The organism is Nostoc sp. (genome assembly GCF_036916975.1).
In the GTDB taxonomy this organism is placed as follows: Bacteria; Cyanobacteriota; Cyanobacteriia; order Cyanobacteriales; family Nostocaceae; genus Nostoc.
The window spans coordinates 16,214-39,087 of record NZ_JBALFF010000014.1; the positions used below are offsets into that span (position 1 = coordinate 16,214).

Below are 22,874 nucleotides of genomic sequence, written 5' to 3' on the forward strand. Positions count from 1 at the left end.
TTCAATCTCGCAAGTCAAAGTCCTTGTTCTCTTCTAGTTCCTGATTTCTGCCAATTAGATACTCAAATTGACTAACTTTTCTGAATAAAAATTCGATTGATTCCTCGTTTTCTTGAATTCGATTGTCGTGGTCTGAGAGTCGATTATCTTGAATAAGATTGTGCTGCTGCTGCGCTTTAATGCGATCAATCAGATCATTGATCACATAACGGAGTTGGTCTAACGAGTCAGAGTTTTGGCTTTGCATCTAAGCTTTTCCTGGTTTAAACGATTACCTTAGAGCCTAGCATACATACTGGTTTTTAGTTAGACCAGCGATTTAAGTCGAAAAATGCTTAATTAAACTTTATCAGTGAATTATGATTCTGTAACCATTAAAAAACCAGACTGTGTGAATGCCTCTTTCGTGCTATCCTTGGCTTGTAGGGTCTTAAAATAATCCCTTCTCAGGGATTGAAACACAGATTCATCATTCACTGATGCTGACTCTACACTGCTAAAAAAGCAGTTTAATCCCTATTAGGGATCTCATGGGGTTATCCATATTTCATCCCCTTTACTCTTAAACCAATCTCTCAAGGTATCTAGCAATAGTGCAGACTGACCAAAGGCAATGCAGTATGGTGGTGTATTATCTAAAACACTATATTGGTCACTAATTGGGTAAATCTGAAAGTGCATTGGCAATCTTCCTTGCTGACGTAATCTCTCTAAGGGAAAAGGCAGCAGATAACTAACTAATGCCTGTTTCTTCAATTGCTTGTTAATTTCACTAATCCAATAGTTTGCAGGTTGCCAAACCTGAATACCTAACAACACCTGCACATCCCAAGTATCAGCAAAGGGTTTCAAGTCCCCAGGATAAGTAAATTTCCAATCTAGTCTTTCTTCTCGATAGCGAAGTAATTTCATAAATCCTAGACAGTTTTTAAATCTGCCTTTGGGAATAATTGTGTCTGTGCGTTCTGCTGTCGCTTGTCGCAATCGTTCAAATTCTGTCCCCTTCATCGGTTCAATTTCCAAGTTGCTGAGAATTCCTGGTAAATCGTAGGTTTTGAACTTATCAGCCTCATTTTGCTCTGTAGTGTCGTAAATTCCACACAGCAAAGGACTTTTACCCCGAAAACTCACAGCCTCCTCTAAAATAGGATTTCCCTTATCTGTTCCTGAAAGTTTGTGCCATTTTTCTTCCCATTCTTTGCTACGGACAAAGGCTGCTTTAAGATTGGCTTTTCTTTTGTCAGTGCTGAAAACTATCTCACAATCTTTCTTTAGTGCTTCCTGACTACCTGCTGCATATTGCTGTTTAATATTAGGATGTCCCAATTGTCGAACCAGTCGCATAGATTGAACAACACCCCATTTAAAGTAATAACCTGTAAAATCATTAATTTTGCGGTATTTATCCCTAATTTGATCATGAAAAAAAGGACGTTCATAAACTTCGCCTGACTTCAATAGTGGTGCTTTATCCTTCTCATCTTTTTCAAAAAGCCTTTTCACCAAAAATTTAGGAACAAGTGCATAAGCAGTAAAGTTAGTAAAATTAATCTGCTGTCCGTTACATTCATAACGATCATGTCGTCCCAGTCTGCCTAAACGCTGGATAAAATTACCCGCGTCTGCTGATTCAAAAAACAAGAAATTGATTTTGAAATCAACACCCACATCAATAGTGCTAGTTCCTAAAACTAAGTCAGCATGAAAGGATTCTTCTTTGGTTTTTTTACCAGATAAACCAGTGTTTTCTTCAACTGTGAAATTATACGGCTGGAGAAAAGTTTTGAAAAAATCAGTTAACCGCTTCACAGCAGCAATGGAGTTAAGAATAATTGCACCTTTGCTACCTGGATGCTTTTGCAAATGACTTAAAATCAATTCTGAATTATTTTTTAACCAAGTTTCAGATGCTTTGGATGTAGATTCTAAATCGATAAATTGCAATGATATTTCCCACGTAACTTTTCGCCAACCTTGGGTTTCTAGCTGCTGAGACTCAGCAATGGTATCAGGAAATTGATACTTTGGGTCTTTTTCTTCTATTGGGTTGACGGGGTGACAGCGAAAACCTACTAATTTAAGTCTCTCAATTAATTGCGGATTTGGTGTAGCAGAAAGAAATAAAAACTTTTTACGCCTGTTGGTGTGACGAATCAATAGCATTGTGTTGATTACACTGGCGATTTGTGGTGCTTGGAATACGTGGAATTCATCAAAAATAATGAGATTAAACCTCTTGTCAATTCGATTCCAAAGTTTATCAGGATTATCTTTGAACAATAAATATGCACCATAATGTAGATAGTGAAAAATATCAGGATTGGTAAGCAAAATATCCGATTGTGCAGTTCGAGTTTCTAAGGCTGCGCCTTTTTTCAAATTTTCTTCTTCAGCATAAATTTCTAATTCTTGTCCACTTAATCTATTAACGCGCGGTTTATGTTCAGGCTGAAATTGCTCAATATATCCTTTAATTTGCTTTTCTTGATCTCTAGCGAGTTCGTTTGTAGGATATAGCCCTAAAACAGGAGAGTGTCTTTGCAAAATATCCAGGTATCCGGCGAGACTTTTACCATCGCCAGTCATCGCAGTGTTGAACACGACATCAATATTTGGATCGCGCAACGCTTCTAAAGTTGCGGCTTGATGCCAAGAAAGCGACCAATCTTTAGGTAATTTTACCCCGTCAGGTGTGGGGACAGTTTGCGAGTAAACAGGCTTGAGAGTAATTCTGTAATTTTCGGACATACACTTAAATAGTGTCCGTAACTGGTTGTTAAAAACTATAATGCCACGCAAAATAGAAGTTGACAAGAGAAAATACGTATAAAGTACACGGACATTTTAATGAGTCGAAAAGGTCAATCTATTACACTGTCGATATCAGAACGGGATAAAGTCGAGCTAGAAGCGATCGCTGGTGAATTCGGTATGATGTGGGGAGAGGAGCCTAACATCTCTAAGTTAATTAAAGCGATCGCTCAACGTAAGTTACTCATCGGTAACAATAACGATTGGAAAGAACCACGCATCAAAGCATTACATAGATGTATCAATGCTTTGACAGACATCGGGCAAATTGAACAAGCCAAAATTATTGCAAACTTACTTCTCGAACGCAGCGAACTATCATTACCGTTGCGAGGCGAAATCGAACGTTTCTTAGAGAATTTGCCCCCGGCTTGGCGCTTAGAAATAGACCGCTATATCTTGCGTGAACAACCCTTTCAGCTTTCCTATCAAGATGCAACTGGACGTTTATTAAACTTTACGGTTCGTCACGCCAAAGTTACACCCCACGAAAAGCGGCAATATCTTGATTGCTGGTGCGAAGAGACAGAAGGAAACTTTGATATACCAGAACTGCTTAACAACTGGAGTTTACGTTTAGACAGGATTACAGAAGCTGCTGTCATGCCAATTTCTGGTGAGTGGCGTACTAACTTGGATGAAATAGAAGTGGAAATGCATCTATTTGCTGGCTTGGCTTTTGCCTATCAAGCTAAACTTGAAGACAATATTAATGAGTGGCTACCAGATAAAGCGCGAGTTCGGCGAGTTGTCAGGCGAGTATCTAGTACATTTTGGTTTATCCGCGAAGTGATGCAGTATGCGCCAGATTGTGTAGTTATATTACCTAAAAATGTGCGCGATCGCCTCAAACAAAAACTCCTCACCCTCTGCAATTTATACGATATCGAAACCATGTCTTAACTCTTCCCCTCTCCGCCTCGGAGAGGGACAGTTTTACTACGTAAAACCTTCTGAGAGGTCTTTTCATCCTTGACAAAAGTACACTTCCATAAGATGCACTCATGTAGCCGTTATCTGCGATCGCCTATAGCCATCTACAATACGTAAGTAAGACAAATGACCTAATAACAAGCCTTCCAGACATAAATTCTGAAAATTAAAGAAAAAAATAATTACTAATTGCTTAAAAATTCCGGTTTATTTAGCTTTGGGATGATAAATAAAAATAATAGCGTTGAATGTCATGCTTCCTACCACGAAGGATTACTGAAATTCTTCGCTGCTTTCAGGATGACTACTGAACATCAAACAATATCTGCCCCCTGCCTCTTATCAAAAGGTTCTACCACAAAACTTGCTCTAGATGTATCTAAGTAACTATGCCGATCAAGTGTAAAGATGCCACGCTATCTAGGAGCGAATTTTAAACCAATTGTAAAAGACTTGGTGCCATTTTGGCAGGTTTTTCTCCCAAATATGCGATATTAGTAGATTGTACAAATCTCTATTGTTATTCACTATCTACCAACAACTGCTAAGTACAAGTTTAAGTAATTTCATGAAGTAGGAAATAATACATGGTATTATCACTGTCTTCTCATAACGTTATCCAGTATCTGCAAGAAGCGGGGCTGTGTAGCTCAGAAGATGACGCATCAGATAAATCTGAGTTGCCAGGAAGTAGTAAAAACAATTTCGATTTACTAGTGACTCTAGGAGATAATCGTCAACTGCTCATTAAACAAGAACGTAACGTTAACAACAAACACGCCGCGCCCCATGAATTGTTTCAGGAGTGGCTATTTCATCAGTTGCTCCAGCAGTTTCCAGTTCTTGGCAATATTTCCGCGATTGCACCGTTGGTAGTGCATTTTGACGAAGAAAATTCTATCCTTGTCCGCAACTACTTAAGTGAATATCTGGACTTTGCGACATTATACCACAACAATGATATTTTTCCGCAAGAAATTGCCACAGCGATCGGCACTACTTTAGCAGGACTCCATCGCGCAACCTATAACCGCCGAGAATATAAGGATTTTATGGCAACTGCTCCCCAAGGAGAGTTTCGCTATGGCTTTTACAATCCGGCGCAAGGGTTAGAGTCAATTGGGCCGGAGATTTTTGGGACAGTTCCCACGGATGCGCTGAAATTCTATCTACTATACCAGCAGTCGGAGAGTTTGGAATCTGCGATCGCAGATTTGGCATACGACTGGAATCCTTGCTGCTTGACTCACAACGACCTGAAATTGAACAACATTTTGGTTCATTCCAAATGGGATAAACTAGACAATTGCCTAATACGACTAATTGATTGGGAAGCTTGTTCTTGGGGAGATCCAGCTTTTGATTTAGGTACTTTACTAGCAAGCTATTTAGGAATTTGGCTCAAGAGTCTCGTAGTAGATCCCACCATTGAGTTAGAAGAATCTCTACTTTTACCATTGACACCATTGGAGAGTTTACAACCTTCAATCATTGCCCTAATTAGGGCTTATCTAAATGCTTTCCCGATGATTTTGGAATACCGCAATGATTTTATTGTGCGAGTTATCCAGTTTGCGGGGCTAGCACTGATTCATCAAATTCAGGATATGATTACCTGCCAAAAATCTTTTAACAATGCTGACATTTGTATGCTCCAAGTGGCTAAAAGTTTACTCACTATGCCGCAGCAAGCTGTATTGACAATTTTTGGGATCTCAGAGTCAGAAATTCTGAATCCTGTAGCAAAAATTCATAAACTTCCTCAACCTATAAAAGAGGCACAGTTACTTCGCATTTATTACGAAAAAACTCGGCTTCGCGGTTGTTAATGGCAGGGAGCAGAACAATTTAAAATAATTCGTAATTCGTAATTCGTAATTCGTAATTCGTAATTCGTAAATTTTGTTTTGTAATGAAGAGTGCTTTTGTGGGGACGGTTTCCGACTCGCATTACAACGTGCGATTTAACCCTAATCGCATTACTTATCGGTTTTAGAACCGGGGGACTTAAACCCACGGAACTAGTTAAATAAGAATTCAGGAGTCAGAATAGTTAAAAAATCAGTATAAAATTTCAGAAATGAATATACTAGACTCTTTCTCTATCCTGGATTTTTGCGAAGTTTTAAATTGTTCTGCGTATTGCCCTATTCTAATTTTTCCAGGATTTTTGCCCCAGAGGGGTTTCCTAATTTTTGATTTTAAACTTTAAATTTTAAATTGATTAATGCTAAATAACTCTATCAATCAACCGCTAAATTCTCTATTCGACATTGCTAAAAATATTCAGATTGAGTCAAATTTTTGTATTTATCATCCTAATTATCAACCCTTTGCTCTGCCGACTAAAATAGCCGAAAGATTTCAGCACAATTCTGTAGATTTACAACATAAATATCTCACTTTATTGCTGCGAAACTTTCTTTATGGAATCTATTACAATGGCTCTCTACAAAGTACTTTAGCAGTCAATAGTGATACGCCAAAGCAGAATTTAGCAGATAATTCCATTTTGGAAATTGATTGGAATTTTTACGAGCAATTGCACACCAGTAATCACGGCATAGGTTACTTTGACCCCCGATGGCAGGTGTTGCGTAAAGAACCTGATGGTACTATGGCGGTGACTAAAGGCGGTTTAACACTTTATGTTGAGCCAGACTGCCATCTAAAATCCAGCAAGAAATCTACCAAAGTGGGTGATATGGTAGCAATCTGGATGCCCAAAAATCGACTGCAAAATGGCTGTTATTTGGCAGTTAGCAATATCGGACAGGAACGGCAAAGTAACCCCGATGCTGATTTAGGAGCAGGGCGAATTTATTTTAACTTTACGCCATCTGGTGCGATCGCTCTCATGTATTGCCTGACACTGCAATTGAATGCAGCCTCGATTCCCTTTAGCTTTCAGGTTCTTCACAATCCCAGTGCATACGGACGCTATGATTCGGGGCTACTCTACTTTGAACTCCCCGACTATCCAGCAATTCGCACAATCCTTCAGGCTGTTTATTTAGAAAATCAATCCCATTTCCAGCCAGAAATTCCCTTGTTTACAAAATTTTTAGCACCAGGGTTAGGTTTAGCCGAAGAACCAACCCAAAAATTTGCAGCACAAGAAAGTTTTGGGATGAACCGTTGCCAAATAGTCGCTAATGCTTTATTTGAAGCTTGGCAAAAAGGTAAAAATGCGATGGAAGAACGGATGAAGACAATTGACGAACACTTTGCCCGCCATACAATCGACTTGCAGCGTCCATACCTTAATCCTAATTCTCAAGATATTTATATCCCTCTAAATTGAGTAGCATTTAAACCACGTCTATCTTGAAACCTATAGTTCTTCCATGATGAAAAGGATTTGCCCTCTCCCAAATCTGGAATTCGGGAAGCGAGAATTTCAAAGTCCCTCTCCCAGATTTGGGAGAGGGATTTAGGGAGAGGGTGAAAACTACGGTTTTCAACTTAGATAAGAACCCCGAATCCCAAATCTGGAATTCGGGAAGCGAGAATTTCAAACTCCCTCTCCCAGATTTGGGAGAGGGATTTAGGGAGAGGGCGAAAACTACGGTTCTCAACTTAGATAAAGTTTAAGTAGCAGTTCGATTAAAATTATGCCAGCATTAAGTCCACCAGCCCCGACGCTGGAGTTGATGGATCGCTCGCAGGTTCATCTACCACTACCAGCGCCTGAGCATGACAAATGATTAAAATTTAAGCAGCACAAAAAATCGGGGCAGATTTCAAACCCGCCCCGATTGCTTCTGATATACTGCGCCCAACGGCTGTAGCTACAGGCTTTAAACTATCAACTAAATGCACCATATCTTCTAAAGAAAGTGCTTGACGGGCATCAGAAACAGATTTTTCTGGTTCTGGGTGACATTCAATAATTAATCCATCAGCACCGCAAGCGATCGCAGCCCTAGCCACAGGTGCAACCAACTCTCGTTTCCCAACAGCATGGGAAGGATCTACAATCACAGGCAGGTGAGTTATTTGCTTGAGTGCTGCCACTGCCCCTAAATCTAAAACGTTGCGGGTGTAATCATCGAAACTGCGGATACCTCTTTCGCACAACACCACATCAGGATTCCCGTGGCTGAGGATATATTCAGCAGCCATGACGAATTCTTCAATTGTCGCTGCTAACCCACGCTTAAGTAATATTGGTTTACCAGCTTGTCCCAAAGCTTTAAGCAAGTCAAAGTTTTGCATATTGCGGCTACCAACTTGAAGCATATCAGCGTGGGCGGCGACTACTTCAATTTGAGAAATTGACATAACTTCGGTGACAACTGGCATATTGTAATGCGATCGCACCCTTGCCAAAATTTCCAATCCATCTTCACCCATACCCTGGAAAGCGTAGGGAGATGTGCGGGGTTTGTAGACACCGCCACGCAACCCCTGAACGGATGCAGTAGATAGCTTTTGGGCGACTATCTCCATTTGTTCTAAACTTTCAACAGTGCAAGGCCCGCCGATAATTACTAGTTCTTTGCCCCCGAAAGCGACTTTTTCGGAAATTTTAACGATTGTTTGGTGGTTTGGATGAGATTGTGCGGCAAGTTTGGCGTTAATCATGATTCTATTCTCCTAAAAATTAAATATTGGACACTATTTTGCGATAACAAAAAAGCCCGGAACCTTTGAAGAGTTCCGGGCGCGTTCTGAATCATCGACATGACGCTATTTACCCGGAACTTAGTCTGGGCCAGAAGTAAAAGCCATAAAACCAGCTACTGAAATAAGTCATAACGATGAAATTCTCCTTAAAACAACAAAAACCGCAGAGTTCGCTCTGCGGTTCACCGGGTGGTTTCCGTTAGGAAACTCAATTCACCCCCGGTGAACCACCCTATACCAAAAATAAAAGTAGGAATTTGTCTGAAGCATTTGTGGGGCTTTCGCTGGAAAACTTAATAAATACGTCTATGTAAAGTAACATTAACAGGAAGAGTAAGCTGTGTCAAGACCCCCACAAACCCTAAAAAAGCGATAGACTCAGTACAAATGTGCGAGTAAAGACCAAAAGCCATAAATAAATTTAGTTGCTCTCAAACGCCTGTGGCAAGCGGAACCTAGAATCTTTTCCCTTGAAAGCTGCTCCCTGCTCCCCTGCCTCTAAAGGTCATTTACCCAAAGCTTTTAGCCCCCTTCAAGAACCGCCTCTTCGTTGAGAAGTTAAAATATATAATTCTCCTGAGTTGTCATCTCACCTTGCGAAAGTTTATTGCAGATAATTCACGATCGCCATCCATTATTCTTACCTAAGTTCTCATTGACCAGATCAACTTTTTAGGATCATTCAGTTTCATTATGCCCAGTTCCAAAATCTTAGCCCAATCTTTCGACTACTATGGAGTTTACCCCTGCCCAGTCTGTCGGATAGGTAAGATTTCTCACATGCCATTGATGGAAGCTATGGCTTGTGAGTTTTGCCAAGAGATTTTTACAGTCAACTTAGAACTAGAGCAAATCAAGATGCCTTCTAGACAACCCCCCTTAATTTGGCGTTGGAATGGGTTTAGTTGGACAGAAGGCCAGTTGGAAGGTGTGGAATTAGGTTGGGGTTATGGACTAGCAGCAGCAGTTTTTGTAATTCTTCCCACTACTCTAATTGGCATAGTAGCTTACTATTTTCCTGCTAATCTCAAAGAACCCATTACCTGGACGCCATATATTTGGACGATATTAACTTTCTTATCACATTTATCAATTATTGTTTGGATTGTGATTGAAATTTATCAGATTCCAGTTACAGCATATTTGAGAGCGATCGCCCGATGGAGAAATGGGGAGATGGGGAGGTAAGGGAGTGAGGGAGTGAGGGATAAGAATTAATAACCAATGCCCACTTGCCCTGAGCAACTCGTGCCGAGCGGAGCCGAGGTAAGCCGAAGGGATGCCCAATTCCCCAATTCCCCATAACCCATAACAAATGATGCAGCCAATAGATTGCTCCATCACTCATAATTAAGTTGATTGTCCACCAAAATATCGTATGAGCGATCTGGAGCACTACTATAGAGTTTTGGAATTAGAGCCTGGGGCTACACTTGAAGAAGTGAACCAGGCTTACAAAGATTTAGTCTTTGTTTGGCATCCCGATCGCATTCCCAAAGACAATCTCCGTTTACAGCAGAAAGCACAAGACAAGCTCAAAGCCATAAATGAAGCTCGTGAAAAATTGCGCTCTCTAAAAACCAAACATCAAACTATACATCACTCACCGCCACCTCAAGAGGAAAAACCATCTCAAACAATCCAGAAACCACCAAAGCAAAACTCAGACTTGAGTGGCAAAGATTACAGTCGGGCAAATTTGAGCAATAAAGACTTATCTGGCAGAAATTTGAGTTATGCGAATTTGAGCGGTGCTAATCTCAGCGATACTTTTATGCACAAAGTCAACCTCAGAGGGGCGAATTTATCTGAAGCAAATTTATTTCGGGCAAATCTACTTTTAGCGGATCTCAGAGAGGCAAATTTACGCGCTGCTAATTTGATTGGAGCGGATCTCAGTGGGGCCGACTTACGAGGAGCCGACTTAACTGGAGCGCGGATTCGCTCTGGTGAGCGCCTTCTGGTTAAATTAGTTGGTACTAACTTAGCAGGGGCAATTATGCCTGATGGCTCAATTTATCAATAGCTGAGGCTTGCCTCAAACTTCTTCTTAAGGATCTGCACACCTCCAACGCCAGGAACACGCCATTGAGGTATTACCAGAATTGGTTGCTGATTCTCGGTTTGACCATTACAGCACAGTTTTTCAAAAGTTTGGGTTTGGCGATCGCCTCCGATCGGCGATCATCTTAATAATTATTATTTCTAGTCAAAGGGATTTTTGGAGGAAGAATCTTTCTTGCTGGGTGAGTATTCAGAGCAATTCATCGCTTCTTCGGTGAGAACAATAGAAGGGTTAACTGCACATTTTAGATAATGATTATTGGAATAAAAGCTACAGTTTTTACAAGGTAGTTTATCTAAACCTTTGGCATAAAACACCATTTTATAATCTAAAATCGCCCGAATTTTTCGCAATATTAACAAAAAAAACATCCCACTAATTACAAAGCCAACAGGGGATAAAAATATCGCTATATCAGTAATAGTTAATTCATGTGTTTGTGCTTTATTTTTTGTTGCTTCACTCACGATTACTTGATGTAAATTACTATTAACTGCTACAGTTTTTGGCAACATTTGAGGATGATACATATTATTTACCTTCTACTATATTTATTTAATCCTTTAATTTTTGGTAAGTAAGTGGGCGCAAATAATCATCACTTGCTCGTAGTTGCGCTTTAGCGCTAAAGCGCAACTACGAGCCAAATACAGACATTTTACTTTTCGTTACATAGTTTGGTTTTATCTTGCCTACCTACTTAGCTGGTTAACTAACTAGTTATTTGGAAAAATATCCTAATTATTATTCTGTCATCGTAATTAGGTTGGCAACACTGTTTCCTTAGGAATATATAGACGTTTTTTCAGGAAGAAACTTCAGCAAAATTTTATAAACAAGACTTGAGTTTACATAAATCATGACAAACGATTTAGATATCAAAAAAAATTTGCCAATAACGATATTTGGGGTTTATGTTTATTGTTCTGTTTTTTAATTAAGTAAGTGGGTCAAATTAAATATAAAACCTCACCCTCCCTCCGGCTTCCCTCTCCTTTATAAGGAGAGGGATTGAGGGTGAGGTTTATTATATGTTTAATTCCGTCTACCTACTTAAAAAATCACTACATAACATTTTTCAGTAGCTCTTTTAATGTTTACAAGGGTTTAATTATAGGTTTAGCAAAATAAAACTTCAGCTATATCTGTCAAGAGTTTTGCTTATATTTCTAAGTTATATACCCAAGGGGAGAAATTAGATTAGGGACTTATAACTAGAGATTTTTATGTTAATATTTCTAAAAAAATACTTTTAGGACTTACGCATTAGGTACGAAATGTAGGGGCAATTCATGAATTGCCCCTACGGGAAATCAGGGCTTTCACTGCCTTGAAAGCGTAAGCCCTGATGTCTTTGATTTTGAATGCGTGAATTTTGAATTGTTAAGACGGGCTTTTAGACCCATCTCTCTGATAAGAATTATGAATTACGGATTTTTAAAGAGCGGTGTTTATAACGGACTATGCATAGTAAAACAATTAGCAATATAAGCGCTTTGATCATTGATGGCTCCACTACCTTTTTCACTTCCGTAGGGGTTTTAGGAGTAACATTACACGGTATCTCAATGATCTGTGTGTGATCGGAACCATTACCACTAGGAGTCAGATCGCATTCGCCTGCGCTGGTGAGAGACAAAGGTGCATTTCCTGAAGAAACAGCTGCAACAGATGCTTGGGCTGAAGAACTATCACCATTCAGTAGTAGAAGCAGAATTAAAGCAAGACCCCCAATTCCGAATATTGGCCACAGTGGAAAGGAACCAGGACTGTCTTGTACTAAAACATCTCCTATAAAGGCAGGGGAAGTATCAAAGCCCATTACTTCTCCATCCAACGCTACTGGATTATCACTCAGCAATATATCTCCTGGGATATCTTCTCCCAATATCTGACTAAATTCCTGTGGAATCGCGTTATTGGGACGTCCGAGTTCCCCACCATCTTCGGAGTATGGAAAAGATAGTACTTCAAAAATCCTCTGTTGGAGTTGGTTTGGATTTCCAGAACTCAACGCATTCAAGCCTGTAGAGATTTTATTGAAGTAGAAATTCGTCATCTCTGGCGACAAACCTAAAGACTGAATCTGCTCCTTAATGTTGGGAATTTTTGAGGCTTGCTCAAAGAGTAGTCGTCCGTATGACAACTTCAAGTCTAGTAATCCATTACGGAGACTAAGGGAGTTATTGGTTCCTGAGTATGGTGACCAGTAAAACTGCTTGGTTACAAGTCCGAGTCCTTCTACTGGATTGCGGCTAACAGGTTCTCCAAGAAGGTATTGAGAACTATCCATGATTGCGGGGGATTGGTTTCTCCAAAATGAGGCGTAAGGCACCGCAGAGAGATTGGGATTGTTATCGTAAAAGCTAGCGAAATTCTGGAAGTTTTTCTCCCCACCAGCTGCTCGGATTAGCAGGTCTTGATAGCTAGTCCCGTCGTTTAAATCCAGTAATCGCTGGATTACCGATCCAGTTTTATTGCAGGTCAGACCAAATCCCACATCACATCCAGGAATGACTCGCATCTGGCTCAGATTCTGGTTATTGATTTGGTACTGGAGATACTCAGACTCCAGTCCTTGTTGGATACCATAGCGGCCAATATTAAGCTGTGCAAAAGCCGACTGATATGTAGTAAGTACTACTGCAACTGATGAGAATCCGATAGTCGCAAACCGAACCGCTTTCTCTACGAGACGCTTTGGGAATGACATTGCAATTCTTTGAACGATTGATTTAGGCAAGATGCACCTCCACTAAATGACAGCAATTTCATTGGTTGTTCACGTCCCTCTTTGGGTCCGTAGGGTCGATATTAATAGCTTTAAAAATTCAATAGGACTTACGCAAAAAGCACTGAAAGCCTTGATTTACCGTAGAGGCAATTCATGAATTACCCCTACATTTCGTACTTGCTGTGTAAGTCCTATACAAGTTGAGTGAGGTTTGAATGCCGTCTATACTCATTTCACTCCCCACTATCTACTCCCCAGTTCATTCAACTCTTAGCTAAAGAAATGTTGATCGTGATTCCGGTACCTTTGAGATTTCCTGATGAGAGTGTGTGATATAAGACCAATGCCCGGTTTGGTTGGTCGAAAAGAAACCCACGAGGTGTGGGTTTGATCTTCCCTTCTTTTACTAACGAGACAAAGGCTTCTAAATACCTACGTATACCTTGACGGTTCTCTGGACTAGTATTTGTATGATGCTTAATCAGCATCATAAAGAAGTCCACACTACGATTTTCCTGTCCCTGAATCAGATTGCCCTCATCTAGGAAAGAACTTGCTATGAGCCTGTCATCAATTTGTTTAACCTTAAATAGGGTAAAGTAACGCCCTTGTTTTTTAGGATCGTTCGCATAACAGACCCAAGAACCCTCTTGATTCTGTATAAAACCCTGTTCAGCAAGGTAAGAAAGTAAAGAATTACTTGCCTTTGTTTGTACTGGAGGCAATAAATCCTCAATGGGATCTAAAGAGCAAATCTTTTGCGTTGTTTTCTGTTGAGAAGCAGCAGGAGTCTCTTGGGTATAGACAGGTAGGGGTTTGTCATTAGACATTGCCATAGTACACATCGCAGCGATCGCAGATATTTGGAGAGCGATCGCTCCAAACAAACGAACAATGATATTCATGTTTTTCCTGTTAAGTAGCTAAAGTTGTTAATAATCGAGTTGTTACTAAATCAAGATTGATCTAGCAGTCCTAAATCATTTGTAAATTTAAGTGTTTGCCTGATTTGGTCGAGGTAGCTTAAGTTTTCAGCAATGAAATAGGGCTTTTATATACGTAACTAACCACAAAAAATCAATATCTAAATAAAACACACAATGTTAATCTCTTATTGACAAGACAAATTTGGCTTTTCGATATTGTTAGATACACGAAAAACAACTGACTTACTCTCAAAAATTTTCTATTTATTCTTGTCTAATTTTTTGCCGCTTTCAGAGGGTTTTATCCCTTATTAGCTAGCTTTAATGATTCTTAAAAGAGGACTTTGTGAGCTATTTAATACCTTATATAAGCAGAATTTCAAAAGCTCTGTGCCTTGCACGTTGCCGCTTTTGGGGATTTACCTGGTGGGTTAAATAATTTTTGTTTTTTGGAGGTAGCGCACCTAATTACCTGTTCTAGCATCTTTACAACTTGATGTATAAAATAATCTCTCCTAACAGTAAAATAATATTACCATGAGCTTGAGACATGCAACTCTATTGTGGACAGTTATCAAAGTTGTACACTGTGAATTGTAACTACCCTTGATGAAATTTCATGGCAAATAGCTGAGAATCAAAATCAATCTACTTATATATCGCTAGTACCGCAAGGTGGAAGTCACGCATTCACACATTCACGAATAATTGTATTTCGAGCTTCTTACGCCATTTGAAATAAGTATAGGACTTACGCAAAATTATGAAAAAACGAACCGCAAAGGAGAGGCAGCGCGTTGCGGGGGTGGAGGAGTTTGTAGCGACTGCCGTCGCAAAGGACACGAAGTAATAAGAGTTTGAGAGAGTTTTTGCGTAAGTCCTGAAGTAAGTGGGTCAAATTAAATAAAACCTCACCCTGCCTCCGGCTTCCCTCTCCGATACTTTGGAGAGGGATTGAGGGTGAGGTTTTATCTTATATTTAATTACGCTTACCTACTTAGTATGTTTATTTGGGCGCTAGATGTACTAGATTCATTTTGGCTTTTAACTAGTTCCGTGGGTTTAAGTCCCCCGGTTCTAAAAATAAGCAAGTAATGCGATTGGGGTTAAATCCCACGTTGTAATGCGAGTCGGAAACCGTCCCCACAACAGCACTCTTCATTACAAAACAAAATTTACGTACAGCCCAAAAGTCCATGAAAACCGAGGAGCGTGCCGGAGGCTCTATTACGAATTACGAATTACGTACAGCCCTTTGGGCATGAAAACCGCGGAGCGTGCCGGAGGCTCTATTACGAATTATTTAACGGTCGTAGCAATATTAGGTTTGGTGATAGACAAATTGATAGATATTTTACTTTTTCCCAGTAGCAGGTATTAAAAGAGTAAGGGTAAAAAAAATTTATTATTAAGTAAGGGCGCACATCTGTACACTCTTACTTAATCTGAAGTTTTAGGCGATCGCTGTCTCTAGCTATTTGATAAAACAAAGCATAATTACCTACTATTAGTCAATCATTCTCTAGATTACTAGAAATCCCACTCACGGAAGACGTTTTATTTATTGAGTCAGATTTTCTAAAATATTACCTCCATTGGGGGTTGACAGTAACAATTTTAAATAAATTGCAGAATAATCTAAAATCCCAAATAGTTTAACTGAGTGCAAATTCAAGCAAGGGCAGCTTAGGCAAGAAATATGATAGGGTTAAAAGGAAAGAATGCTTTAATTACAGGTGCAACTTTAGGTATTGATCCGATGGCTATCAGACTCGCTCAAGAAGGGTGCAACATCGCTATCAATTACCGCTCATCCCCTGAAAGTGGCAGTATTTAGATATTCTAGTTAACAATGCTGGCACAGTAGCTTTTTTAGCTTCGGATGAAGCCGCCTACCTGACCGGACAAGCCCTATTCGTAGATGGTGGATTGACTCTCTATGCTGACTTCAAAAAAAGCTGGTCAGCTTGAAAAGAGGTAAGGCTTGCGTACTTTCCACAATTGAGCCGATACATACCATTAGTGGAATTAAACGCCCATGACTAGCGCGATCGATAAAAACAGTCTGCTGGAAGCAGAAGCCTGGGAATTGTTGGAAGAGTCGGTAATTTATTACCAGGGAAAACCCATTGGTACTGTGGCCGCCCACGATCCGCAGTCAGATGCACTCAATTATGACCAGTGCTTCCTCCGCGATTTTGTCCCTTCTGCCTTGGTGTTTCTCATGCACGGCAAAGCAGAGATTGTGCGTAACTTCTTAGTAGAAACACTGAAATTACAAAGTCATGAAAAGCAGATAGACTGCTTTGAACCGGGAGCGGGATTAATGCCTGCAAGTTTCAAAGTACATTCTAATGGAAATGAGGAATTTTTGGTCGCTGATTTTGGTGAATTGGCGATCGCTCGTGTTCCTCCAATTGATTCTTGTATGTGGTGGATTCTCCTGCTACGCGCTTATGAAAAAGCTACAGGCGATTTAACCCTAGCGCGTCAGCCAGATTTTCAAGCAGGAATCAAATTAATTTTGGATCTTTGCTTGGTACATCGCTTTTCCATGTACCCAACAATGTTAGTTCCCGATGGCGCGTTTATGATTGACCGTCGCATGGGAGTCTACGAACATCCTCTAGAAATTCAGGTTTTATTCTATGCGTCCCTCAGGGCTGCTAGTGAATTGCTTATACCAGATGAGGATGGCGGCGATACTTACCTCGGCAAAGTCAACAGGCGATTGGGATCTTTGAAATATCATATCCGCAACTATTACTGGCTAGACCTAAAGCGATTGGGGGAAATCTATCGTTACAAGGATAACGAATTTGGTAAAGAAATTGTTAATAAATTCAACATCAACTCAGAATCAATCCCCACTTGGTTGACCGAATGGTTACCCGAAACTGGAGGGTATTTAGCGGGAAATCTGGGGCCCGGACGGATAGATTTTCGCTTTTTTGCTCTGGGAAATTTGATGGCAATCTTAGCTTCCTTAGCAAGCGAAAAAGAATCTCAAAGCATTATGAATTTATTTGCCCAACGTTGGCAAGACTTGATCGGCTATATGCCTGTTAAAATCTGCTTTCCAGCAATGGATGGTTTAGAGTGGAGAATTGTTACAGGATGTGATTCTAAAAACAGGGCTTGGTCTTATCACAACGGCGGTAACTGGCCTGTTTTACTGTGGTTATTTACCGCCGCTGCACTCAAAGCAGGTCGAACAGAACTTGCCCAAGCAGCTGTAGCCATTGCCGAAAGGCGTTTATTTAAGGATAAATTCCCAGAATACTACGATGGCAACAATGGCCGTTTGATTGGTAAAGAAGCCAGAATTTATCAAACTTGGAGCATTGCTGGATTGCTAGCAGCCAAAAAGTTGCTAGAAAATCCAGAGTACTTGGAATTAATCAGCTTTGCAGAGGGTCTTGAAGTGCCAGGCTGTAGCCTGTAGGTACTGAATCCCCAGGGCTTCTAAGTAAGTCAGCGCAAATAATTATCACTCGTTTGTAGTTGCGCTTTAGCGAAGACAGCGCAACTACGAGCCAAATACAGACATTTTACTTTTCGTTACATAGTTTGGTTTTTTCTCGCCGACTTACTTACCCCGAAGATGATTTAGTGGTGTAATTATACAGGGTGTCTCTGCTAAGTAGTAGTCTGTCTGATTAATTTTGCGGGGCTAGCGAGAACCCCGACTTGTTGAAGAAGTCGGGGTTCTGAACACCACGAACCTCTGAAAACTTTTGGGACAGACTACTAGTTAGACTGACACAATCATCACAAGCGATATCTGATGGCAAGCCTCTTCTCTTCTTAGGCTGCGCCAACAAGTTACCCGGCGCTGAAATCGCCTGCTCAAATAGCGGATAACTGATACACTATATTGTAAGAGGTATCTGAAGTGTCATACATTAGTAATATCAGCAGATAGTCTTTGCATAATTAACACGTTTTAACGTGGATAAAACATGAAAACTACTTCAGATTTAATTCCAGAATTTGAAAAACTATTCAGACAAAAATTGCAACTAAATAATTGTAAGCTTAGAAAGAAAAGACAAGAGAATAATTATGAAATTATTACTCCAGCTAAAGACGTTTTTTTGATGTATTGGTCTGAATTTCCAGAAGTTAACTTAATATATCAAGCTATAGGGGTACGCACTCAGCAGACTAGTGTTTATGAACGGGCTATCCGCTCTCACATTAGTTCTAGTCTGATTAGTATTCAAGAAAATCCTAGCTCTGAATCACCATTATTGGTGAAATAACTAATACATTAGATAGATAACACAGAGAATATTTACTAAGCTCTCGCCAGTTTTGGTTATATAACTGACGAGAGTTTTTCACAGAAAATCTGTTGATCGAGAGATAAAAATGCAATCCGAAAAAAATCAAGATCAAGATCAGCTAGATTATAAAGCCTTGTTAGCGAATGCAAAGCAAGCCTTAAAACTTGAATATCAGAAATCAACCGCTTTAGCATCCCAACTGCAAGCCATAAAAATTCAGCTAGAGCAAGTTCAGGCTGAAAACAAAACTCTAAAAGAGAGTGCTTACGAAGATGTAATTAAGCACTTTGAGGCGCGAACTCAAGCAGCAGAAGCACTAGCACTAAAAACAGAAGTACACCAAAGATTCCTTGAAGCCAATGGTTGCAAGGATGATCAAAGCTTCGATACTCTCTGGGATAGTATTAAAAATAAAATTCAGATCCAAGATGGTGAAGTGAGAATCGTTGCTCAAAATGGCACTCCTAAATTCACTTTAACAGGCAATATGATGAGTTTGAGAGATTTTATTCAATCCCTCAAACAAGACCCCATTTCGAGAAAATTTTTCTACAACTAAAGAGCCAAATTAACGAAAGCCTTTGGCTCAAAGCGGACTAAGGATGGTAGCAAAAAACTATTCATCTTCGTCTCCTGGCGGCCGTTCGCTCTCGCTTTGTTGGGCGTTCCACTCCAAAACAATGCGCTCTAACATCTCAGGTTGCGTACAGTTATTAACATCGGCGTACATTTGAATCAACTGCCTCACTTTAGGACTAATGTGGCGGATCTCTAGTTGGTTACTTTGCACCATGTTCATTAACTTTTAGTGTCTATTACATTATGTTGAACTATTAAACTATGTCTGTTGCAATAAATTTTGTTAATGGCAATCGCTCACTCTCAGCTGCGATGTAATTATTTAATCTTAAAATCGCTTAGAGGATGTTTGTAAAGTCTTAATTCATACTAGCCCTGGCGACTAGAAGTCGCGGCTATACGAGACTTTACCCACCTCCGTGGGTTTGGAACCCTTGATTTTGCAGGGCAAACGCATCTAAATTACTCTTGATCATAACGAACGTTAAGAACCAACGAAAAAATCAGCATTTCGCGTTTGATTTAGTGCAAAAACCCTGATAGCCCTCATCCCCTAACCCCTTCTCCCAAGTTTGGGAGAAGGGGAACTAGAATTATGTCTCACCTCTCCCATGTTTGGGAGAAGGGGAACTAGAATTATGTCTCACCTCTCCCAAGTTTGGGAGAAGGGGAACTAGAATTATGTCTCACCTCTCACAAGTTTGGGAGAAGGGGAACTAGAAATTATGTCTCACCTCTCACAAGTTTGGGAGAAGGGGAACTAGAAATTATGTCTCCCCTCTCACAAGTTTGGGAGAAGGGGAACTAGAAATTATGTCTCCCCTCTCCCAAACATGGGAGAGGGGCTGGGGGTGAGGGAAAAGATTTAAGCACTCATTGTGATGCTGCCGCGAATTGCGAATGGGCGAAAAAGCGAATTGTTTTAACCTCGTGGGGCTAGTTCTTCAAAGGGACGGATAATCGGTGGGGCTGGTGTAACTTCTGGTTTAAAAATTCCCTGCAAGGCTTGTTCTAATGTTTGTGCCATAATAATCCGGTTTTCGTAAGCCACGACTACCCGCACCAAAGTTGGCAAGCTATTCTGTGTGGCTTCTAGATAGATTGGCTCGACATACAGCAGCGATTGCTCAATGGGAATGACTAATAAATTGCCCTGAATGGCTCTCGAACCCTGGCGATTCCACAGGGAAATTTGCTGAGAAATTACTGGGTCTTGGTTGATCCGCGCTTCGATTTGCTCTGGGCCGTAGATCAGCCTTTCTTTGGGAAAAGTATATAACAATAACTTACCGTAGTTTTCGCCATCCGATCGCGCCGCTAACCAAGCGATTAAATTAGTCCGTTGTTTGGGAGTATAGGGCAAAAGCAGGATAAATTCTTCAAAAGGTACGGTGGGTAGACTAGTAATCAAATAGTACGGCTCTACTGGACGGGGTTCACTGCCATAGATTTCGTTGGGGATTTGCCACTGGTCTTCCCGATTGTAAAATACCTGGGGATCGGTCATGTGGTAGGTCATCAACCGCTCAGATTGAATTTTGAAAAAGTCCACCGGATACCGCGTATGACTGCGGAGATTAACTGGCATTGTACTGAGCGGTTTGAACATGTTGGGAAATATCGCTGACCAAGTGGCAATTATCGGATCGCTGGGATCGGCTATATAAAAGTTAACAGTACCGTGATAGGCATCAATTACGACCTTGATAGAATTGCGAATGTAATTGATCCCATCCCTACCAGTGTCTGAGTAGGGATAGCGATCGCTTGTGGTATAAGCATCAACAATCCAGTAAAGATAACTGGGATTACTGGGGAAATCTTGATAAGCAGTAGCAGCCACTAAATAAGGGTCGCTGTCAAATTTTAGGAAAGGTGCGATCGCTTGAATTCTTTGCTTGACATTTCGCCGCAGTAACACCTTTGTCTCTGGTAAAAAGTCCCGCGTCAGCATCATCTGCCAATCTTTCAAATACATGGCAAACAGCCCGCGTCGCCATGCTGAAGCGATTTTAACGCCGCCCAGACCATCGTAAGAATTGTAAACATTATCGCTACCACTGGGGTAGTCTAGCTCTCTAACTCTTGTGTCAGTCATTACGTAGGTATTGGTTATTTCTCCGTAATAAATCCGGGGTTGCCCAATGGGAATACTGTCACGGATGACTTCTTTGGAAGTTGTGAGGGCGCTACTATTACCGCTAATATCTTTGACAAAATATTCTGGTAGCCCACCAGGCCCAACTATATTAACTGGGCTAACAGTAAACCCGAAACCGTGGGTATAAATTAAATGGCGGTTAACCCATGTTTGAGCTTCCTGTGGTACAGCACTATAGTCTAATTCTCGTGCGGCAATCAGTACCTGTCGCCGTTCTGTTGACTCAACTGGTGGTTTTTCCGGGGTAGCGGGTTGGGGTGAACTTACATCTGTTACTAGAGTATATCGATCAATATCAGCATTGGGGAACCGATAATACGGTCGAATTTGTTGCAATTGACGGTTAGTTTCTAACAGTGGGCGCTCATCCCACAGGCGAATATTGCGAATTGTCAAGTCATTTTTTTGAATATCGGCTTCAGTTAGTGTTCCTTGCGGGTTAAAGGTTCTGGTATCGATCGCATCTAAATCAAATGCTTGGCGAGTCAAGGCAATAGTACGCTGAATGTAGGGTTGCTCTCGTTGCAACTCATTAGGTTGAACAATTAAATATTGCACTACTGTAGGTAGAACAACCTCAGCAGCGACAACTAATATTAGATAAATCCCTAACCCATAAAACACCAAGTGACGATACTGAGATTTGGGTTTCCAAAAAAACGTTCGCCAAAGTAGGTAAAAGGCGATCGCTACTGCTAGGATGCACAAGAGGGTGTAAGCTGGCAACTGGGCTGTCACATCGGTATAGCTGGCACCATAACTTACTCCCCGGCTAGAATACACCAGTTCATAGCGACTTTGCCAATAACTCAGAGCTACTACCAGCATCAACAAGCCACCCATACCGAATAAATGACGCTGTTGCTGGGGCGAAAAACCAGGGAAAATTCCCTGACTCAAACTGTCACCTGAGAGGAGATAAGTGAGAGTAACGGCGACAAAGCCATACAAACATAATCCCATCAGCCAGAGTTCTAGTAGTTCCCAAACGGGTAAAGAAAATACGTAAAAGCTGATATCTTTACCAAATAAAGGATCAGTGCTGTTGAAAAGGGTGGGGTGGAAATATTGCAGCACCTTTGGCCAGTGTTGGAATACGATCAACGCAAAAATGGGACTGAAGAGAATTGCGATCGCAGTTAGTAAAAATTGGGGATAGATTAAGATTGCGATCGCTACTCCCACAATTAAACCGAGATACCAAACTTGAGAGAAAATCTGCCTCAAAAATTGCCAGATTGTCTCCGGTCGGAATAAGGCGGGAATTGGTAGAATACCTTGGTTAACTGGAGAATGCCAGTAAGAAACAGCAATTTGACCATAGTGAGCCAGCATTAACCCGATCAACAAACTCAGTACTAGAGTTAGGGGTAATAACCCGCGCAATCTCATTTTTTTTAAGCGTTGCGGTGCAAGTATCTGGGTTTCGTTGCGTCTTGGATAATGAGGACTGAGAAAATTTGTTAATTCACTAGTGAGTTCTGCTGACTCAATCTTCACAGACTGGGAATATTTTAGCCGTTGTGCTAAACCCAGATTTAACAGTAGATAGGCAGCAGTTACCCCAGCCACCACTATCCACAAAACACCACGAGTCACTAGCCTCAACAAAAATACTTGGAGATAGCCGACTTCCTGAAACCAAAAAATCTCTGCTCCCAGGCGGGAACCCAGATCCAGGATTAGCCACAGTCCCAAGAATACAACTAATAGTCTAAAGCCCCATTTCCAATACATTAATAAGTAA

General features: G+C 40.7%; 17 protein-coding genes and 1 pseudogene. 10 read left to right on the forward strand and 8 right to left on the reverse strand.

Annotated features, from left to right (window positions below; all coding sequences use genetic code 11):
- Nucleotide 1 precedes the first annotated feature (1 nt).
- Both V7K73_RS02935 and cas3 read right to left on the reverse strand, forming a co-directional pair.
- A complete protein-coding gene (locus V7K73_RS02935; protein ID WP_334876976.1) occupies nucleotides 2-247 on the reverse strand; it encodes a hypothetical protein in 246 nt (81 codons plus the stop codon).
- Between the two features lie 281 nt (nucleotides 248-528).
- Nucleotides 529-2,748, reverse strand: a complete 2,220-nt coding sequence (cas3, locus tag V7K73_RS02940) for a type I-D CRISPR-associated helicase Cas3' (protein WP_334876978.1) — start codon at nucleotides 2,746-2,748, stop codon at nucleotides 529-531.
- Nucleotides 2,749-2,847: 99 nt separating this feature from the next.
- On the opposite strand from cas3, the gene V7K73_RS02945 reads away from it, so the two are divergent.
- From V7K73_RS02945 to V7K73_RS02955, 3 genes are all read left to right on the forward strand, one after another.
- The gene (locus V7K73_RS02945; protein WP_334876980.1) at nucleotides 2,848-3,714 is read left to right on the forward strand and encodes a WYL domain-containing protein; all 867 of its coding nucleotides are present in this window, start codon (nucleotides 2,848-2,850) and stop codon (nucleotides 3,712-3,714) included.
- A gap of 617 nt (nucleotides 3,715-4,331) precedes the next feature.
- Nucleotides 4,332-5,573, forward strand: a complete 1,242-nt coding sequence (locus V7K73_RS02950; protein ID WP_334876982.1) for a phosphotransferase family protein — start codon at nucleotides 4,332-4,334, stop codon at nucleotides 5,571-5,573.
- Between the two features lie 398 nt (nucleotides 5,574-5,971).
- Nucleotides 5,972-7,048 carry a T3SS effector HopA1 family protein gene (locus tag V7K73_RS02955; RefSeq protein WP_334876984.1) on the forward strand — a complete coding sequence of 359 codons (1,077 nt, stop codon included), beginning with the start codon at nucleotides 5,972-5,974 and terminating at the stop codon, nucleotides 7,046-7,048.
- Nucleotides 7,049-7,458: 410 nt separating this feature from the next.
- On the opposite strand, the gene aroF is transcribed toward V7K73_RS02955, so the two are convergent.
- A complete protein-coding gene (aroF, locus tag V7K73_RS02960; RefSeq protein ID WP_334876986.1) occupies nucleotides 7,459-8,331 on the reverse strand; it encodes a 3-deoxy-7-phosphoheptulonate synthase in 873 nt (290 codons plus the stop codon).
- Between the two features lie 735 nt (nucleotides 8,332-9,066).
- On the opposite strand from aroF, the gene V7K73_RS02965 reads away from it, so the two are divergent.
- Nucleotides 9,067-9,561, forward strand: a complete 495-nt coding sequence (locus V7K73_RS02965; protein WP_334876988.1) for a hypothetical protein — start codon at nucleotides 9,067-9,069, stop codon at nucleotides 9,559-9,561.
- Nucleotides 9,562-9,751: 190 nt separating this feature from the next.
- The gene (locus tag V7K73_RS02970; RefSeq protein WP_334876990.1) at nucleotides 9,752-10,399 is read left to right on the forward strand and encodes a pentapeptide repeat-containing protein; all 648 of its coding nucleotides are present in this window, start codon (nucleotides 9,752-9,754) and stop codon (nucleotides 10,397-10,399) included.
- 179 nt (nucleotides 10,400-10,578) lie between these two features.
- Here the strand turns inward: V7K73_RS02970 and V7K73_RS02975 are convergent, their stop codons facing one another.
- From V7K73_RS02975 to V7K73_RS02985, 3 genes are all read right to left on the reverse strand, one after another.
- Complete coding sequence (locus tag V7K73_RS02975; RefSeq protein WP_334876991.1) at nucleotides 10,579-10,968, reverse strand: hypothetical protein; 390 nt, start codon at nucleotides 10,966-10,968, stop codon at nucleotides 10,579-10,581.
- An 890-nt stretch (nucleotides 10,969-11,858) separates the two neighbouring features.
- Complete coding sequence (locus tag V7K73_RS02980) at nucleotides 11,859-13,151, reverse strand: hypothetical protein (protein WP_334876993.1); 1,293 nt, start codon at nucleotides 13,149-13,151, stop codon at nucleotides 11,859-11,861.
- A 284-nt stretch (nucleotides 13,152-13,435) separates the two neighbouring features.
- Complete coding sequence (locus tag V7K73_RS02985; protein ID WP_334876995.1) at nucleotides 13,436-14,077, reverse strand: hypothetical protein; 642 nt, start codon at nucleotides 14,075-14,077, stop codon at nucleotides 13,436-13,438.
- 1,720 nt (nucleotides 14,078-15,797) lie between these two features.
- On the opposite strand from V7K73_RS02985, the pseudogene V7K73_RS29760 reads away from it, so the two are divergent.
- The 5 genes and pseudogenes from V7K73_RS29760 to V7K73_RS03005 form a co-directional block, all read left to right on the forward strand.
- Nucleotides 15,798-15,920 (forward strand): annotated as a pseudogene (locus V7K73_RS29760) (sugar dehydrogenase); the annotation flags it as partial.
- A 17-nt stretch (nucleotides 15,921-15,937) separates the two neighbouring features.
- Nucleotides 15,938-16,069: an SDR family oxidoreductase gene (locus V7K73_RS29765; RefSeq protein ID WP_442936728.1), complete on the forward strand. Its 132-nt coding sequence runs from the start codon at nucleotides 15,938-15,940 to the stop codon at nucleotides 16,067-16,069.
- Nucleotides 16,070-16,136: 67 nt separating this feature from the next.
- Nucleotides 16,137-17,543 carry a glycoside hydrolase 100 family protein gene (locus tag V7K73_RS02995; protein WP_334876996.1) on the forward strand — a complete coding sequence of 469 codons (1,407 nt, stop codon included), beginning with the start codon at nucleotides 16,137-16,139 and terminating at the stop codon, nucleotides 17,541-17,543.
- 517 nt (nucleotides 17,544-18,060) lie between these two features.
- Nucleotides 18,061-18,363, forward strand: a complete 303-nt coding sequence (locus tag V7K73_RS03000; RefSeq protein ID WP_334876997.1) for a hypothetical protein — start codon at nucleotides 18,061-18,063, stop codon at nucleotides 18,361-18,363.
- A 109-nt stretch (nucleotides 18,364-18,472) separates the two neighbouring features.
- On the forward strand, nucleotides 18,473-18,946 hold the full coding sequence (locus V7K73_RS03005) for a hypothetical protein (RefSeq protein WP_334876998.1): 474 nt from the start codon (nucleotides 18,473-18,475) through the stop codon (nucleotides 18,944-18,946).
- A gap of 57 nt (nucleotides 18,947-19,003) precedes the next feature.
- Here V7K73_RS03005 and V7K73_RS03010 read toward each other — a convergent pair whose 3' ends face one another.
- Nucleotides 19,004-19,186: a hypothetical protein gene (locus tag V7K73_RS03010; RefSeq protein ID WP_190893081.1), complete on the reverse strand. Its 183-nt coding sequence runs from the start codon at nucleotides 19,184-19,186 to the stop codon at nucleotides 19,004-19,006.
- A gap of 702 nt (nucleotides 19,187-19,888) precedes the next feature.
- Complete coding sequence (locus tag V7K73_RS03015; protein ID WP_334877001.1) at nucleotides 19,889-22,864, reverse strand: UPF0182 family protein; 2,976 nt, start codon at nucleotides 22,862-22,864, stop codon at nucleotides 19,889-19,891.
- Between the last annotated feature and the right edge of the window lie 10 nt (nucleotides 22,865-22,874).